At 41.9% G+C, this 15,512-nt stretch carries 14 protein-coding genes; all 14 read left to right on the forward strand.

Going from position 1 to position 15,512, the window contains the following annotated elements:
- The first annotated feature begins 50 nt into the window (after positions 1-50).
- The 14 genes from N6H06_RS06820 to N6H06_RS06885 all read left to right on the forward strand — a co-directional run bounded on the left by N6H06_RS06820 (position 51) and on the right by N6H06_RS06885 (position 15,506).
- On the forward strand, positions 51-1,460 hold the full coding sequence (locus N6H06_RS06820) for an NAD-dependent succinate-semialdehyde dehydrogenase (protein ID WP_263705933.1): 1,410 nt from the start codon (positions 51-53) through the stop codon (positions 1,458-1,460).
- A gap of 734 nt (positions 1,461-2,194) precedes the next feature.
- Positions 2,195-3,151 (forward strand): class I SAM-dependent methyltransferase, encoded by a 957-nt coding sequence (locus N6H06_RS06825; protein ID WP_263705934.1) that lies wholly within the window; start codon positions 2,195-2,197, stop codon positions 3,149-3,151.
- A gap of 14 nt (positions 3,152-3,165) precedes the next feature.
- Positions 3,166-3,906: an acetoacetate decarboxylase gene (locus tag N6H06_RS06830; RefSeq protein ID WP_263705935.1), complete on the forward strand. Its 741-nt coding sequence runs from the start codon at positions 3,166-3,168 to the stop codon at positions 3,904-3,906.
- A gap of 18 nt (positions 3,907-3,924) precedes the next feature.
- Positions 3,925-4,665 (forward strand): 3-oxoacyl-ACP reductase FabG, encoded by a 741-nt coding sequence (gene fabG / locus N6H06_RS06835; protein ID WP_263706338.1) that lies wholly within the window; start codon positions 3,925-3,927, stop codon positions 4,663-4,665.
- Between the two features lie 38 nt (positions 4,666-4,703).
- A complete protein-coding gene (locus N6H06_RS06840; RefSeq protein ID WP_263705936.1) occupies positions 4,704-4,949 on the forward strand; it encodes an acyl carrier protein in 246 nt (81 codons plus the stop codon).
- 17 nt (positions 4,950-4,966) lie between these two features.
- A complete protein-coding gene (locus N6H06_RS06845) occupies positions 4,967-6,187 on the forward strand; it encodes a beta-ketoacyl-[acyl-carrier-protein] synthase family protein (RefSeq protein WP_263705937.1) in 1,221 nt (406 codons plus the stop codon).
- Positions 6,177-7,427: a beta-ketoacyl synthase N-terminal-like domain-containing protein gene (locus N6H06_RS06850; protein ID WP_263705938.1), complete on the forward strand. Its 1,251-nt coding sequence runs from the start codon at positions 6,177-6,179 to the stop codon at positions 7,425-7,427. Before N6H06_RS06845 ends, N6H06_RS06850 begins: the two co-directional genes overlap by 11 nt.
- A gap of 21 nt (positions 7,428-7,448) precedes the next feature.
- Positions 7,449-7,886, forward strand: coding sequence for a 3-hydroxyacyl-ACP dehydratase FabZ (gene fabZ / locus N6H06_RS06855; protein ID WP_263705939.1), 438 nt, complete (start codon positions 7,449-7,451; stop codon positions 7,884-7,886).
- A 129-nt stretch (positions 7,887-8,015) separates the two neighbouring features.
- Positions 8,016-8,729 (forward strand): 4'-phosphopantetheinyl transferase family protein, encoded by a 714-nt coding sequence (locus tag N6H06_RS06860; protein ID WP_263705940.1) that lies wholly within the window; start codon positions 8,016-8,018, stop codon positions 8,727-8,729.
- Entirely contained in the window at positions 8,719-9,963 is a 1,245-nt protein-coding gene (locus tag N6H06_RS06865; protein ID WP_263705941.1) for a hotdog family protein, read from the forward strand. The genes N6H06_RS06860 and N6H06_RS06865 overlap by 11 nt, the downstream gene beginning before the upstream one ends.
- A gap of 140 nt (positions 9,964-10,103) precedes the next feature.
- The gene (fabI, locus tag N6H06_RS06870; protein ID WP_263705942.1) at positions 10,104-10,886 is read left to right on the forward strand and encodes an enoyl-ACP reductase FabI; all 783 of its coding nucleotides are present in this window, start codon (positions 10,104-10,106) and stop codon (positions 10,884-10,886) included.
- Between the two features lie 136 nt (positions 10,887-11,022).
- Positions 11,023-11,838: an SDR family oxidoreductase gene (locus N6H06_RS06875; RefSeq protein ID WP_263705943.1), complete on the forward strand. Its 816-nt coding sequence runs from the start codon at positions 11,023-11,025 to the stop codon at positions 11,836-11,838.
- Between the two features lie 84 nt (positions 11,839-11,922).
- On the forward strand, positions 11,923-13,587 hold the full coding sequence (locus tag N6H06_RS06880) for a flavin-containing monooxygenase (RefSeq protein WP_263705944.1): 1,665 nt from the start codon (positions 11,923-11,925) through the stop codon (positions 13,585-13,587).
- 512 nt (positions 13,588-14,099) lie between these two features.
- Positions 14,100-15,506, forward strand: a complete 1,407-nt coding sequence (locus N6H06_RS06885) for a sucrose-specific PTS transporter subunit IIBC (protein WP_212953152.1) — start codon at positions 14,100-14,102, stop codon at positions 15,504-15,506.
- The last annotated feature ends 6 nt before the right edge of the window (positions 15,507-15,512 follow it).

Below are 15,512 nucleotides of genomic sequence, written 5' to 3' on the forward strand. Positions count from 1 at the left end.
ATAGAGGGAAAGGGAACAGAATAAAAAAAGCCTAAAAGGAGTTCGATAAGATGAAACTTTTTATAAATGGCGAATGGGTCAGCGAAGGGCTGGATGTGTTTGACGTTGTTAATCCGGCTACTGGCGAAGTTGTCGGCTCGGTGCCGAAAGGAGGAGCGAAGGAGGCAAAAATCGCCGCCGATAGTGCCTACGAGGCGTTGCCGGCATGGGCAGCGCGTTCAGCTTATGAACGAAGCGCAACATTAGAGGCGTGGCATGATCTTATTGCTGAACAGAAAGAGGAACTAGCTCGATTAATGACAATGGAACAAGGCAAACCAATCAACGAAGCGCGAGGGGAAATCACCTATGCCAATTCATTTATAAAGTGGTATGCAGAAGAAGGCAAACGCATATACGGGGAAACCATTCCGGCCTCATCCCCTGATAAACGTTTATTTGTGGTAAAACAGCCTGTGGGTGTCGTCGCCGCGATTACACCGTGGAATTTCCCGGCCGCCATGATTACGCGAAAAGTGGCACCGGCGTTGGCGGCAGGCTGCACAGTGCTGATCAAACCAGCATCGCAAACGCCATTGACTGCATTGAAGCTAGCAGAGCTTGCTGAAAAAGCCGGGTTGCCAAAAGGCGTGCTCCATGTTGTTGTTGGCTCAACTAGCGAAATCTCAAAAGCGTGGCAGGAAGACGAGCGCGTCCGCAAGTTGACGTTTACCGGCTCTACAGAAATCGGTCGTACTCTTATGAGTGAAGCGGGGCAAACCGTTAAGAAAATTTCTTTGGAACTTGGCGGACATGCACCGGTCCTTGTGTTTGAAGATGCCGATATCGATAACGCTGTCCAAGAAACAATCGCCTCCAAATTCCGTAATGGCGGACAGACGTGCGTATGCGCCAATCGTATATATGTGCATGCGTCCATTGCACAGGCGTTTACAACGAAAATGAAAGAAGCAGTCGAGCAGTTGAAAGTGGGGAATGGGTTGAACGAGGAGACAGACATCGGCCCACTGATTGATGAAGATGCAGTTGATAAAGTCCTTACCCATATTCAAGATGCAAAAGACAAAGGGGCAGAAGTACTAACAGGAGGAAACAGCAGAGACGGGCTGTTTATTGAACCAACTGTCATAGCAGGAGTAACCGACGACATGGCATGCATGTCAGAAGAAACGTTCGGGCCCCTTGCGCCGATATCTACTTTTAAGACAGAAGAAGAAGTCGTCAAACGGGCAAATGATACAATTTACGGGCTTGCCGCCTACTTATTTACCACTGATCTAAACCGCGGGATTCGAGTTACAGAAAAGCTGGACTACGGTGTAGTCGGTTTAAACGACGGCGGCCCATCGGTTGCCCAGGCGCCGTTTGGTGGTTTCAAGCAAAGCGGGGTTGGCCGTGAGGGAGGCCGTGAAGGATTAGAAGAATTTCTTGAAAGCAAGTACGTTTCTTTAAAAATGTAAAGCTAAGCTGCGCTCAGAGCGCAGCTTTTTAATAATCTATTAATAAAATTAATAGTAATCTAGTGAATTAAATGTAATAAGAGTATAATAGAATACTAGTATGGAGTAAATCTCCAAAAAAAGCATGATGAATAAAGGATTACCAACAAAAAAAGCGAATTTTTAATCAAAAAAACGCTTGTAATTAAAATGATAGTAGTGTAATCTATTAACAAATGATAGATTTGTAATATTCGTACGGTCTATTATCTGAAAAAAATAACTAAAACATGTAGATGGAATAATAGTCATTGATCAAAAAAATTTATTTATTATTTAGTACTCTAATATCCATTTTTACCTGGAAGATTTTAAACATTTAATATTCATTTGCGTCTTTAACCACTCTAATTGTTATAATGTGGCATTAACTTTATTTGCTAATGGTGAAAATTTAATCAGTCTTTGTGTAGTCCCACCAGAGTTTTAGATTATCTTTTAAAGGGGGTGGAAACCATTGTAACAAATTGAAAGCATTTCATGTAAAAATTCAAAAGTTGAATTTACATTATTTACATTAAATTTAAAAATCAAAATTTTGTGTAGTATTTATGACTGGTATTTACATTTATTAGTTTAGGAAGAGGGTTAATTTGTTTTCGCAATCGGACAGTTTTATAGGCGATTTAGAAAGTCGTTGGTCAAGTGATCGCCTGTTGACTGTAGCAAATCTTCTTCGGAGGGTCATTTAAACGATGGATCAAACAACGACAAATAAGTTAGTTGATGATGTTGAAATGAAAATTAACCAAGGCCGTTTTTCTGAAGCTTTTATCACTCTCTACCATGGATTAGGCAATATACGCAAACATGCTTCAAAAGAAGAGTGGAAGCACTTTATAACCCAATATCGTCAACATGAAATAAGCCGCTTTTTCTTGCAAGAACCATTTTCTCGCAGATCATTTGAAAAACCCCGTGGCTATGCGGGTGATCCCGTAATGATTGACTTTATTTATGATTATGATACAGCAATATCGCCACCTTACGAGGATAGACAAACAGATATTTCCCGGCTTCTAAACTATGAAATTAACCGTATATGTTGTTATCCTTTTAATGCTGTTCGCGAAAGAAAACGTATATTTTCTAAAAAGATTGATCAAACAACAGAGCGGGTTGCAAATCCTTCTATTTTGTCTATTGCTTCTGGCCATTTAAGAGAAGTACAAGAGAGTGCTGCGTTTAAAAACAAAGGCATTGGCAAGTTTGTTGCCATTGATCAAGACAAGGAAGCTCTTTCGGTCGCTGGAGAAATCATAAAGGACTTTGGAGAAACGATTCCTGCCTCTGTAGTGGATATCATTATGAATGAAGTATCTCTTCCTAAGTTTGATTTTATATATAGCGTTGGTGTTTTTGATTATTTGCCAGACGGAGTGGCTAAAAAATTGACTAACGAATTAGTTCATTTACTCAATCCCGGTGGTCGATTGTTAATAGCCAATTGGCTTCCCAATATCCCTCCTATTGGTTATATGGAAGCGGTACTGGATTGGTGGATCACTTATAGGAATAAGGAGCAAATGCAAGAGTTAGTAGAAGATATATCAAAAGAAAATATTAAAAATGTCGAAATTTTTACAGAGAAATACGAAATAATTATTTTTATAGAAATTGAGAAAGTGGGGGGCGAACTCTTCCAAAAGTAAAGGAGATGGGAAAAATGAAACTGCATGAGGTACGCAAGCAAATATCGACCCCATTGGGGGCTCCTGCCTATCCGGTTGGACCTTATTATTTTCGCAATCGGGAGTACTTGAACATTCTATACCGTACGGATATAGACGCTTTGCGGCGTGTCGTCCCTGAACCGCTTGAAATTGATGAGCCTTTAGTCAAATTTGAAGTCATGTACATGCCAGATGTTACTGGTTTGGGGGCTTATACAGAATCAGGCCAATTGATCCCGGTAAGCTTCAATGGGGAGAAGGGTGAATACCAACACGCGATGTACGTGGACAATCTTCCTGCGATTGCGGCAGGACGGGAAATTAGTGCATACCCGAAAAAACTTGGCTCGCCAAAATTGTATATTGATTCGGATACATTAGTCGGTACGCTCGACTATGGGTCCCTGCGTGTAGCCACAGCTACAATGGGGTATAAACACCAGGCTCTCGACCAAGAGCAAGCCCGTCAAGAAATTTGCAAGCCAACATTTATGCTCAAAATTGTGCCCGACTATGATGGAACGCAGAAGGTATGCAGACTGATGCGTACCGAGATCAAAAATCCGACGATTCATGGTGCCTGGACGGCCCCGGCCCGGCTGCAATTATTTGCCCATGCACTGGCCCCGTTAGCAGATCTCCCAGTGCTTGAGGTGGTATCAGCTTCACATATAGTTACTGATTTGGGGTTATCGATGCCGGATGTTGTTTATGACTATTTGGCAAAACAATAGGGGATTGGGGGGATTAAAATTTTAACCGGAAAGAATTTTTTAGTAACGGGTGGTTCGAGAGGTATAGGAAGAGCAACTGTTATCAAACTGGCGGAACAGGGAGCTAATGTTACATTCACTTATAAAGAAAATAAAGCTGCTGCAATGGAACTGTGTAATGACGCAGCTAATGGAACAGGGAAAGTAAACGGTATTCAAGCGGATGCAACAGATTCTTCAGCCGCTTCCGAAGTAATAGAAATGGTCTGTAAAAACAATACCCAACTGGATGGTTTGGTAGTGAATGCTGGGATCACTAGAGATAGCAATTTAGTGATGATGGAAGAAGACAACTGGAATGAGGTGATTTCTACTAATCTAACGGGGACGTTCAATTATTTAAAAGCAGCATCCTATCAGTTTATTCGACAACGTTCAGGTTCAATCGTTTGCGTTAGTTCAGTAAATGGTTTGATTGGAGTATCTGGACAAGCCAACTATTCCGCTTCAAAGGCTGGCCAAATTTCATTGGTTCGGTCATTGGCACTTGAAATAGCAAGATTTAACATAAGGGTGAATGCTGTCGCACCTGGTTTTATTAATACGGATATGTATCAATCCTTAAATGAAAAAATTAGGCTTTCTAAAGAGAGATCTATTCCTCTAGGAAGGCTAGGTGACCCGGAAGAAGTTGCAAATGTAATCTGTTTTCTATTATCAGAACAGGCTTCATATATAACAGGGTCCGTCATAAATGTAGATGGCGGTTGGAGTGCATAACTATCATAAATGAATTTTATACTAGGAGGAATTTCACAATGGAAACAAAAGAACTAAGAGATGAATTGAAAGAGCTCGTCGCCGATGTGATTGAAATGGATGAATTTGCGGATGATGATCATTTTATTGAAGATTTAGGTGTTGATTCTATGGTGGCATTGGAAATTATTTATGAAATTGAGAAAAAACTCAAAGTTGTTATCCCGGTTAAGGATATCAAAGGAATGGAAACATTAAATGATGTTATTAGGATTGTGAGCGAGAAATTAGATTCAAAATTATAATTTGTGGGGGATTTATAATGGCTAACAGAGTTGTAGTAACTGGATTAGGTGTAATATCACCTATAGGCACGGGGGTTCGGAATTTTTGGGATAAGCTTTGTCAGGGCCAATCTGGAATAGAAGAGATTACAGCTTTTGATGTAAATGAGTTTACGGTTACTCGTGGAGGAGAAATTAAAGACTTTAATCCCGTTGAATTCCTAGCCAATACCCATGCAAACAAAATAGCCAGAACTTCTCAGCTTGCAGTTGCTGCAGCTCAAATGGCTAAAGATGATGCAAAATTAACGTCATTTACAGATAAAGCAAGAGTTGGTGTGTGCATAGGAACAACGATGGGAAACCAATCCGTCCTTGAAGATGACCATGATAGTAGAATTAATAATAATCCAAATACTGTACCTCCATCGATCTTTGCACACCCGGGTTCATACTTATCTGCCAGTGTATCAAAGCATTTGGAAGCGGAAGGCCCTTCCATGACGATCCCTACAGCGTGTGCTGCTGGAAATTATGCGATTGGGCAAGGCAGTGAATGGATACAAAGCGGCGCCGCGGATATGGTCTTTGTTGGCGGTTCGGATGGAATATCACGAAGCTGTTTTGCACTTTTTCACAGATTGGGGGCAATGGCGCCGGACATTTGTCAGCCATTTGATAAAAATCGCAAAGGGATGATAGTTAGTGAAGGGGCCGGAGTATTGGTTTTAGAAAATCTAGATACGGCTCTCAAACGAGGCGCCCATATTTACGCGGAACTGCTAGGCTATGGTCTTGCTTGTGATGCTCACCATCCGACTGCCCCACATCCTGAAGGACTAGGCGCACACATTGCAATGAATAACGCATTGAAGGATGCAAAAGTCGAGAAAGAACAGATTTCTTATATAAGTGCTCATGGAACAGGTACCCATGCTAATGATTTAACCGAATCTAAGGGCTTGCAGTCATTATTTGGATCATTACTAGATCAAGTTCCAACCAGTTCCATAAAATCAATGCTCGGGCATACCATGGGGGCGGCCAGTGCAATTGAAGCAGTATCGTGCGTTTTATCTATAAAACATCAAATACTGCCTCCCACCATCAATTATTCGACTCCCGATCCGGAGTGTATTACAAATGTTATCCCAAACAAGAGCATAGATCGTTCTGTTCACACCGTCCTTAGCAATTCCTTTGCTTTTGGAGGCAATATATGCTCAATTCTATTAGGAGAGATCGCTAATGTGGAATGACAAAGATCCGGTTGTAGTGTCAGGTATGGGATCTGTATCCGTATGTGGAACGGATTATAACAAACTATGGGATCATCTGATTGAAGAGTCCAATGCAAAAAATACAAGTCCACTTAGCAATGACTTTTTAGACCTGCCTGTCATTGAAACTATTCGTGTGAACGATTGGAACCCGGAAGATTTAATCGGCAAGCGTGGGTTAAAGTATCTTTCGCTTAGCACACAGTACTTATTGAGTGCTGCCGTCCGATGCTGGCAAGACGCCGGATTGGGTGACCTCCATCCAGTGTCGGAATCAGGATCTTTAGACTTGGGGATTGTGGTGGCAAGCAACTTATCCGGGCTCCAAGCTATGTCAAATTATGATTATATAACAGTCACTGAGGGGCCCCAATTTGTAAGTCCAATGCAGGCGCCAAATACCTTGGATAACGCTCCCGCTGCACAACTTGCCATCAGAACAAATGCGCGTGCATTCAACACGACGATTGCTACTGGACAATGTGCCGGACTCGATGCAATTGCTTATGCTGTTTCAGCAATTGATAGCGGACGTGCTAAACAAGTTTTAGTAGGGGGCGTAGAAGAGATAAACGAAAGAGTTTTATGGATTTACCACGATTCTAGTGTTCTGCCAAAAGAACATTCTGATCGAGCCGGAAAACCCTTTTCATCAGACAGCACGGGATGGATACCGGGAGAGGGTGCTTCTGTTTTGATGTTGGAAAAGTTGTCACATTGCTTAGAACGCGGAGGAACGCCACTAGGGAAAATCGCTTCATATTCCAACACTTTTGCTATTAATGAAGACTCACGCATTCATGCGATGGAAAGAGCGGCCGGTCAAGTCTTCAAACAGGCAAGTATTGATTTTAGTGAAACAAGTGGGATCATCACAGGGGCCAGTGGATTTTATCCGCAGGATACGGTGGAAATGAAGGCGATAAACCACTTATTTTCCTCAGTGAATCCGGAAATTCCAATTAGTTCACTAAAAGGGGCAATTGGTGAAACGTACGGAGCGTCCGGGGTATTCCAAGCAGCAGCAGGGTTGATGGCTTTTAACAAGGGCATTTTACCAAAGAGCATGGCTCTTTCAGATCTGAATGATCATGCTCAAGAAAAAATTCCAGTGGATTTAGCACCGAATCATTTAAAGAAAACGAAAAGGCAGAGTATAGTCGTTACATCACAAGACTTGTCAGGGATAACAAATTGTCTGATGCTGGAAAGTGTCTGATAAAAGGGAGGCTGGTTCGTTATGAGACTAAGTTCAAATGATGTCAGATCTCTCTTGCCACAACAGTATCCGTTTATTTTCGTTGATTCGGTACTGAATTATGAGACTCACGATCACATCACATGTTTAAAAAATGTAAGTTTCAATGAATGGTTTTTTCCGGGACATTTTCCGAACAATTCGATCTTCCCAGGTGTTTTATTAATCGAAGGAATGTGTCAGTCCATCATTTTGCTTTATAAATTATCAATTAGTAAAACAGGAGACGTTGAGAAAAATTTCTTGTTTACTGGAATTAAAAAGGCGAGGTTTTTAGATATAGTAAAGCCAGGCGACCAAGTGATATATAAATGCAAGTTCGTAAAAATTATCGAACAGGCAATCTTTGCAGAGGCTGAGGCTTTGGTAGGGGATAAGGTTATAGCTAAAGCTGAATTAAATGGTCGTTTCAGCGATTAAGAAAATTTATCGCTATGAAAGTGTTAATTATCGGCGGCAGAATAGCTGGTGACTCTACCGCCTTTTTTTCACGGGCTTGTTTCAACGTTTCAAGCTTGCCCAAATCTGCTGCCGTAACGGGGTACGATCATGAAATTATTTGCTTTAAGCATTGATTTATATTCGACTGTTTTAAGGGATCATTTTAAAGAAATATTGACTTTTCTTGATAACTATAATAGATCCAAAATTTTAAAAGTAAAAAATCAAGAAGCGCAAATAAGGTCCTTGGCCGGTCAATTGTTGATCAGATATATCATTACGAACGATCTCCACATTAAAAATAGAGATATAAGGCTTTTAAAAAATAAATATGGGAAGCCATACTTGGAAAATAACCCTGATTTTCATTTTAATATCTCTCATTCTCAGAATCAGATCGTTTGTGTAGCCGGCACAAATAGAGTCGGAATTGATGTCCAACATATGAAGCCAATATCAAAATGTTTGAACCTCTCAAAAAAATTCTTCACACATCAAGAGTATTGTTATTTGATCAATGTAGTTTCTTATCATAAAAGAATAGAAAACTTTTATGAGATATGGACGTTGAAAGAAAGTTTTATAAAAGCAGTCGGCAAAGGTTTTCATATTCCTCTAAACACGTTTAATGTTATTCACGAGGATAAGTTAGCATCATTCATATATTTCGAGGAATCAAATTACTATTTCAAACAGTACGATACGATTGAAACGTATAAGCTATCTGTTTGTTCAGCTAGCCCTGATTTCGCTAGTGATGTCATACATGTTAAACCTGAAAAATTAATTCGCTTTTTCTGGGAGGACACATATGAACTTTAAGAAAACGGTTGAATCAACAGAAGCAAGCAAGCACTCATACCCATTTCGACCTGTAGGACCTTCATTTTCTCGGCCTGAACTGGAAGTGTTAACGTCAGGAAAGATTTCAGATATATTTGGAGATCGATTCAAATTCCAGGACAAGTATACGCTGCAAATGCGTATGCCTAAACCCCCATTGTTATTCGCTGATCGGGTTCTCGGTATCGAAGGGGAGCCGGGCACTCTTGGATTGGGTAAGATCTGGTTTGATACGAATGTTTCGGAAGACTCATGGTTTTTACATGATGGTTGTATGCCATTAGGTCTCATGCTTGAATCGATGCTAAACCCTTGTATATTGCTCATGTCCTGGTTGGGTATTGATTCATACAGTAAAGGGGAACGCCGTATACGGTTAATAGGTTGTGAGTTTATGTTGCATGAATCACTTGTTGAGCCTGATTCTACAATTACGTCTGAACTAACTGTCGATGGTCACGTCAATAATGGCGAGATGTGGCTGACCTATTTCCACAGTGACTGTTATGCAGCAGGGCAGAAATGCTTGACAGTACGAAAAGGTCAGTTAGGTTTCTTCACTAAAGCTGAATTGCTTGGAGCACGTGGTGTAAAGTGGGATGTTGAAACGGCACGGTTTAATGCAGACGCCAGGCGGGATGCTCCTGTCGTGGTTTGTGAGCATCGCTCTTTTACTAAGGAACAAGTAAGCTTATTTTCCAAAGGACGTACGGCCGAATGCTTTGGAAACGGATATGAAAAGGCATCTTCCCACACAAGATCACCACGTATTCAATCGGGGGAAATGCTCATGATTGATGAAGTGGAATGCTTTGATCCCCAAGGGGGACCTTGGGGATTAGGTTATTTAAAGGCGAAAAAAGCGCTTAAACCTGATGAATGGTTTTTCTTATGTCATTTTCACAACGATCCCGTGATGCCAGGTTTGCTGCAATTTGAAGGCTGCTTGCAAGCGATGGCGTTCTACCTTGCCGGATTAGGGTTTACACTGGATAAGGATGGGTATCGCTTTGAGGCTGTTCCTGAGGAACTGTATAAAGTGCAATTTCGGGGAGAAGCGGATCCAACCAATAGGGAAATTATTTATGAAGTATTTGTCGAAGAGGTTCATGGTGGGGATGAACCCAAATTATATGCAGACGTGTTGGTTACTGTAGATGGATTAAAAGCTTGTTACTGTCGAAGAATGGGATTGCGGCTCGTCCCTTGTTGACCACATTCAGATATTAGATTGAAGTGTATCATCTGTTTGTTCCTCCAGCCCTGCTTTTGCTAGTCCTATCATAGATGGCAAACCGAGAATTTTTGTTTCTAAATTCTACTTGTCGAGTAACGAACTTCAGGAGGTAGAAAATGTCAGGCCTATTAAAAGGGAAAAATATTGTGGTGATGGGTATCGCGAATGAGAGAAGTATTGCTTGGGGGATTACGAAATCCTTACATCATGCCGGAGCAAATTTAATCTTCACGAATAGACGAGAACGATCCTATAAAAAACTAGTTAAATTGCTAGACGAGCATAACATAACGCCCAAATTAATTGTTTCCTGTGATGTAGCAAGCGATGAAAGCATTCAGGAAGCCTTTGCAAAAATCAAGGATGAAATCGGTGTGATTCACGGACTCGTCCACTCCCTTGCCTTCGCCAATGTGGAGGACCTTGAAGGAGAATATGCAGACACTTCCCGTGACGGATATTTAATGGCACAAGAAATTAGCGCTTATTCGCTTGTCGCTGTCACGAAAGCAGCGAGAGAGCTTATGACGGAGGGAGGAAGTATCGTTACCCAAACGTACTTAGGTTCAGAACGAATACTACCTAAGTTGAACTATAATGTTATGGGCATTGCTAAAGCGGCTTTAGAAGCTAGTGTGCGTTATTTGGCTGAGGATGTTGGAAAATATGGGATACGTGTGAATGCTGTGTCTGCCGGTATTGTTCCTACCTTTTCAGCCAAAGTGATTTCTGGCGTTGATGAAAAAATGCGTGAAGTTGAGGAAAAAGCTCCTCTGCGTCGAGGTGTTGACCAAGATGAAGTTGGAGATGCAACATTATTCTTCATTAGTGATCTATCGAGAGGTGTAACAGGGGAGGTCTTACACGTTGACTCAGGATTTCATATTATCGGTGGTTGATTAGTAGACCATGAAAGGGGTTTATAAATTAATAAAACAATTAGAACTTGCTACGAATGCTTATATCTCTCAGTCACTTGTCGTTATTAAATGCAACAGATTAAAAAAATATTCTTATCCATAAGGAGGAAAAATAATGAAAACGATTTTGATTACAGGTTCATCGTCTGGAATTGGAAAGGCCGCAGCCAAGCATTTTGCTCATAAAGGGTGGAATGTGGTTGCTACGATGCGTTCGCCAGAAAGAGAAACCGAATTGACACTGTTAGAGAATGTCTTAGTCACTAAGCTCGATGTCGAACAACAAGAAACGATTGAACAGGCTATTCAAATGGGAATAGAACGCTTTGGTCAAATCGATCTTCTATTAAACAATGCCGGATATGGCGTGATGGGCATCTTCGAGGCAGCTTCCGAAGAGCAAATTCAAAAACAATTTGGTGTGAACGTATTTGGTCTGATGGGAGTGATTAAAACCATTCTTCCTCATTTTAGAGCGAATAAAAATGGATTAATCATTAATCTCTCTTCCATATGCGGAAAAGTGACATTTCCTACATTTTCGCTGTATAACGCAACGAAATTTGCCATTGAAGGCTTTACGGAAAGTTTATTTTTTGAACTTGCTCCTCTAAACATCCGGTTAAAATTAATAGAGCCAGGTGTGGTCAAAACGGACTTCTTCGGAAGGTCTCTCGATTTCTTGTCCCTTGAAAGTTTGGCAGATTACCAAGAATACTCTGATATGGTTCAACCGTTGCTACAGGAAACGATTGATTCCGAAAACACCTCCTCTTCAGAATTGGTTGCAGAGACGATTTATCAGGCAGCCACAGACGGAACAAACCAAATGAGATATGTGGTAGGTAAAGATGCAGAAATATTTTTAAACCGTAAAAAAGAGCTAGGTGAAGAAGCGTTTATCCAGTATATGAACCAAACATATTCCTGAAATAGGACCACGACACTTAGTTAAGAGATGAGTCTTCGTAGACGCTAGCTATGCTTCAATGAAACGATTAGGAGGAACAGTAAGATGAGGTCAAAGGACGTATCTACTAAACGAACAAGCCAAAGCACTGACTTTGATGCGGTTGTTGTCGGCGCAGGATTTTCGGGTTTGTATATGCTTCATCGTTTACGTGAAACTGGTTTATCCGTCCGGGTTTATGAAGCTGGTGACGATATCGGGGGCACGTGGTACTGGAATCGTTATCCCGGAGCCCGTTGCGACATTGAAAGCATCTATTATAACTACACGTTTTCCGAAGAACTGCTTCATGAGTGGACATGGTCATCAAGGTATGCAGATCAGCCGGAAATCTTACGTTATCTCAACTATGTCGCGGATAAGTTCGATCTGCGCTGTGATATCCAATTAGGGACGAAGATTATCGCAGCCGATTATGATGATCAAACCCATAGATGGAATATCCAAACTAGCAATGGCACGCAGGTGTCGGCAAAATACTTCATCACAGCGGTAGGCTGTCTATCTGTACCCAACATGCCGAAATTCAAGGGCATAGATACCTTTCAAGGCGAGATGTACCACACCGGATGTTGGCCGCATGAGAAGGTAAGCTTTACAGGTAAGCGGGTCGGCGTAATTGGGACAAGTTCGACAGGCAGCCAGTGTATCCCAATAATTGCCGCAGAAGCGAAACAGCTGACCGTTTTTCAACGTACACCACAATACAGCGCCCCAGCAAAAAATCATCCTTACAATCGGGAGTTCATGCGGAAAACCGTTGAAAACTACGAGGAAATTAAGGAACGGATGCGTGACTCTATGCACGGTGTACCTTTCCACGCTCGTGATCAGTCGGCGCTGCAAGATTCGCCAGAAGTACGCCAGCTTGTATATGAGGCAGCGTGGGAGGATGGCAGGCTTTTATCGATGTTGTACAGCTATAACGATTTGCTTGTTAATGCAAAAGCGAACGAAACAATCACCGAATTTTTCCGTTGCAAGATCCGTCAAATTGTACGGGATCCTGAAGTAGCAAAGAAACTAATGCCGTCGTTCTATTACGCAACGACACGACCAGTTATAGACAATCATTACTTTGAAACCTTTAACCGTGACAATGTCTCTTTAGTTGATGTCAGGTCAGCTCCAATTGAAGAGATTACCTCAACGGGGATTCGGACAGTGGAAGCAATGTATGATTTGGACATGATTGTATGTGCAACTGGATTTGATGCCATGACAGGGCCCTTATTCAAAATGGATATCCGCGGTAAGTCTGGAATCTCGTTAAAGGAAAAATGGGAAGAGGGAGCAAGATTAAGGACATACCTTGGAATCGCAGTCGCTGATTTTCCTAATCTTTTTATGATTACAGGCCCTCAGAGTCCTTCTGTGATAGGCAATATGTTGGTTTCCATTGAGCAGCACGTTGAATGGATTTCCGATTGTATTGAATATCTTCGCAGTAACGGTATTGAAGCCTTGGAAGCAACGGTGGAAGCGGAAGAAGGGTGGAGCAAGCATTGTCAGGAAATTGCTGATTCTACGTTGGTAACAAAGACGGACTCCTGGTACATGGGGGCGAACATCGTAGGTAAGCCAAGGGGGTTCTTGGCTTATCTGGGAGGAGTCGGCAATTACCGTCAAATCTGTGATCGAATTGCAGCCAAAGACTATGAGGGATTTTCAATGATTCCTACTTATAACGAAGAAAAAATGTTAAATTAAAGGTCGTCTTCTGACGGTCTTTTTTCATTTCTAGTCAAACACACATTTGTCGTTGCAATCATAAAACTAGAGGCGAATTTAGATGGCATGAACAAGTAGATAATAAGTACCCTTTTTTAAAAGGCATAATCGTGACGGTTGCTGTCTTTGCGAAAACGCTCTTTAAAAATGTAGTTGCCTAGTTGAGCTACTGGAATGCCCTTTTAAATGTCATATTCGGGAAAGTGTAGGGTGAAATGAAACACGTTACTCATCATTTTGAGGTTAACATAGAATATCTTTGGACAAAATACACTTTATGTTTAGTTACATTGCATTGAAAAAGAACGGAAGTGACGTCCAGAATTTAGAAATAGCTTACATATATTGTTGTTTCGCCCGTTTTGCCAGGGGAAAAGGTACAAAAGGTCAAAATTTGCCCTTAATCACGTAAAATAATACCGCTGATTGTAAGCGCCATCTTGATATGCTTAGAAGCAGGAAGCTACTTATTAATTGAAAGGAAGAGACAGATGGGGCCTGAAAAGGAATATCAAAAAATTGCTCAGGATGTAATTAAAGGGCTTGGGGGAAAAGAAAATATCATATCGATGGCACATTGTGCCACACGTCTTAGACTGATCGTCAAGGATCGGGACATCATTGATGATGAATTTATTGAGAACGTGGACAAGGCTAAAGGGGTCTTTTTTACTTCCGGGCAATATCAAATCATTTTTGGAACCGGTACCGTCAATAGGGTATATGAAGCGATGATTGGAGAGGACGTCTCTTCTACTTCCAAAGCGGAATTGAAAGAGAAGGCTTCTGAGCAAGATGATCATTTCTTTAAGCGAATGATCCGGGTTTTCGGTGACGTATTCGTACCGATTATCCCAGCGTTGGTTGCTACGGGATTATTTATGGGTGTCAGAGGCCTTATTACACAGCCTGCCATCCTCGCATGGTTTGGACTTACTCCAGACAGCATTTCCGACAATTTCTTAGTGTTCACGCAAATTTTGACAGACACTGCTTTTGGTTTTTTGCCCGTGCTCGTATGTTGGTCAACCTTCCGGGTGTTTGGCGGATCACCGCTGCTTGGGATTGTGCTCGGCTTAATGCTCGTCAGCCCTTCCCTGCCAACGTCATGGGATGTCGCCCAGAATGTTCAGGAACCGCTAATGTTCCTTGGATTTATAAAAGTAGCCGGTTATCAGGGATCGGTGTTGCCTGCGTTTATTATCGGTATAGTTGGTGCGTTGCTAGAAAAAAGGATCCGCAAACTCGTTCCTGCTGCGTTAGATTTAATTTTGACGCCATTTCTAACCTTGCTGATCGCCCTAATGCTAGGACTGTTTGTGCTCGGTCCTGTGTTCCACGAAGTAGAAATGTTGATCTTGTCAGCAGTTACATGGATCCTGCAGTTGCCGTTCGGAATTGGCGGCTTCATCTATGGTGGCATTAATCAATTTATCGTTGTGACTGGGCTCCATCATGCCTTAAACTTGATCGAAATTCAAATGCTGAGTGACACTGGCTGGAATATGGTCAATGCGATCAGTTCTGGTTCGATCGCTGCACAAGCAGGAGCCGCCTTGGCCGTTGGCATGAAGGCGAAAAGCCTCAAAACGAAGTCGATTGCTTATCCTTCTTCTCTATCTGCACTGTTAGGCATTACGGAGCCGGCCATTTTCGGTGTGAATATCCGTTACGGCAAGCCGTTCCTGATGGGCTTGATCGGTGGCGCCGTCGCTGGATTCTTTGCCCGGATCCTCGATGTCCAGGCAACAGGCATGTCGATCACAGTCATCCCAGGTATGCTGCTGTACTTGAACGCGCAAATCATCCCGTACATTGCAGTCTGCGTCATTGGATTTGGGGTAGCGTTCGCCCTTACATGGATGGTTGGCTTTAAAGAGAAATCAAATCTGAAATAAACAATT

Source organism: Shouchella tritolerans, assembly GCF_025770735.1.
Lineage (GTDB): Bacteria > Bacillota > Bacilli > Bacillales > Bacillaceae_D > Shouchella > Shouchella tritolerans.

What these genes read in the sequence shown, in the direction of transcription:
- N6H06_RS06820 (WP_263705933.1), top strand. Translation starts at nt 51, where the DNA reads ATGAAACTTTTTATAAATGGCGAATGGGTCAGCGAAGGGCTGGATGTG.
- N6H06_RS06825 (WP_263705934.1), top strand. Translation starts at nt 2,195, where the DNA reads ATGGATCAAACAACGACAAATAAGTTAGTTGATGATGTTGAAATGAAA.
- N6H06_RS06830 (WP_263705935.1), top strand. Translation starts at nt 3,166, where the DNA reads ATGAAACTGCATGAGGTACGCAAGCAAATATCGACCCCATTGGGGGCT.
- N6H06_RS06840 (WP_263705936.1), top strand. Translation starts at nt 4,704, where the DNA reads ATGGAAACAAAAGAACTAAGAGATGAATTGAAAGAGCTCGTCGCCGAT.
- N6H06_RS06845 (WP_263705937.1), top strand. Translation starts at nt 4,967, where the DNA reads ATGGCTAACAGAGTTGTAGTAACTGGATTAGGTGTAATATCACCTATA.
- N6H06_RS06850 (WP_263705938.1), top strand. Translation starts at nt 6,177, where the DNA reads ATGTGGAATGACAAAGATCCGGTTGTAGTGTCAGGTATGGGATCTGTA.
- fabZ (WP_263705939.1), top strand. Translation starts at nt 7,449, where the DNA reads ATGAGACTAAGTTCAAATGATGTCAGATCTCTCTTGCCACAACAGTAT.
- N6H06_RS06860 (WP_263705940.1), top strand. Translation starts at nt 8,016, where the DNA reads ATGAAATTATTTGCTTTAAGCATTGATTTATATTCGACTGTTTTAAGG.
- N6H06_RS06865 (WP_263705941.1), top strand. Translation starts at nt 8,719, where the DNA reads ATGAACTTTAAGAAAACGGTTGAATCAACAGAAGCAAGCAAGCACTCA.
- fabI (WP_263705942.1), top strand. Translation starts at nt 10,104, where the DNA reads ATGTCAGGCCTATTAAAAGGGAAAAATATTGTGGTGATGGGTATCGCG.
- N6H06_RS06875 (WP_263705943.1), top strand. Translation starts at nt 11,023, where the DNA reads ATGAAAACGATTTTGATTACAGGTTCATCGTCTGGAATTGGAAAGGCC.
- N6H06_RS06880 (WP_263705944.1), top strand. Translation starts at nt 11,923, where the DNA reads ATGAGGTCAAAGGACGTATCTACTAAACGAACAAGCCAAAGCACTGAC.
- N6H06_RS06885 (WP_212953152.1), top strand. Translation starts at nt 14,100, where the DNA reads ATGGGGCCTGAAAAGGAATATCAAAAAATTGCTCAGGATGTAATTAAA.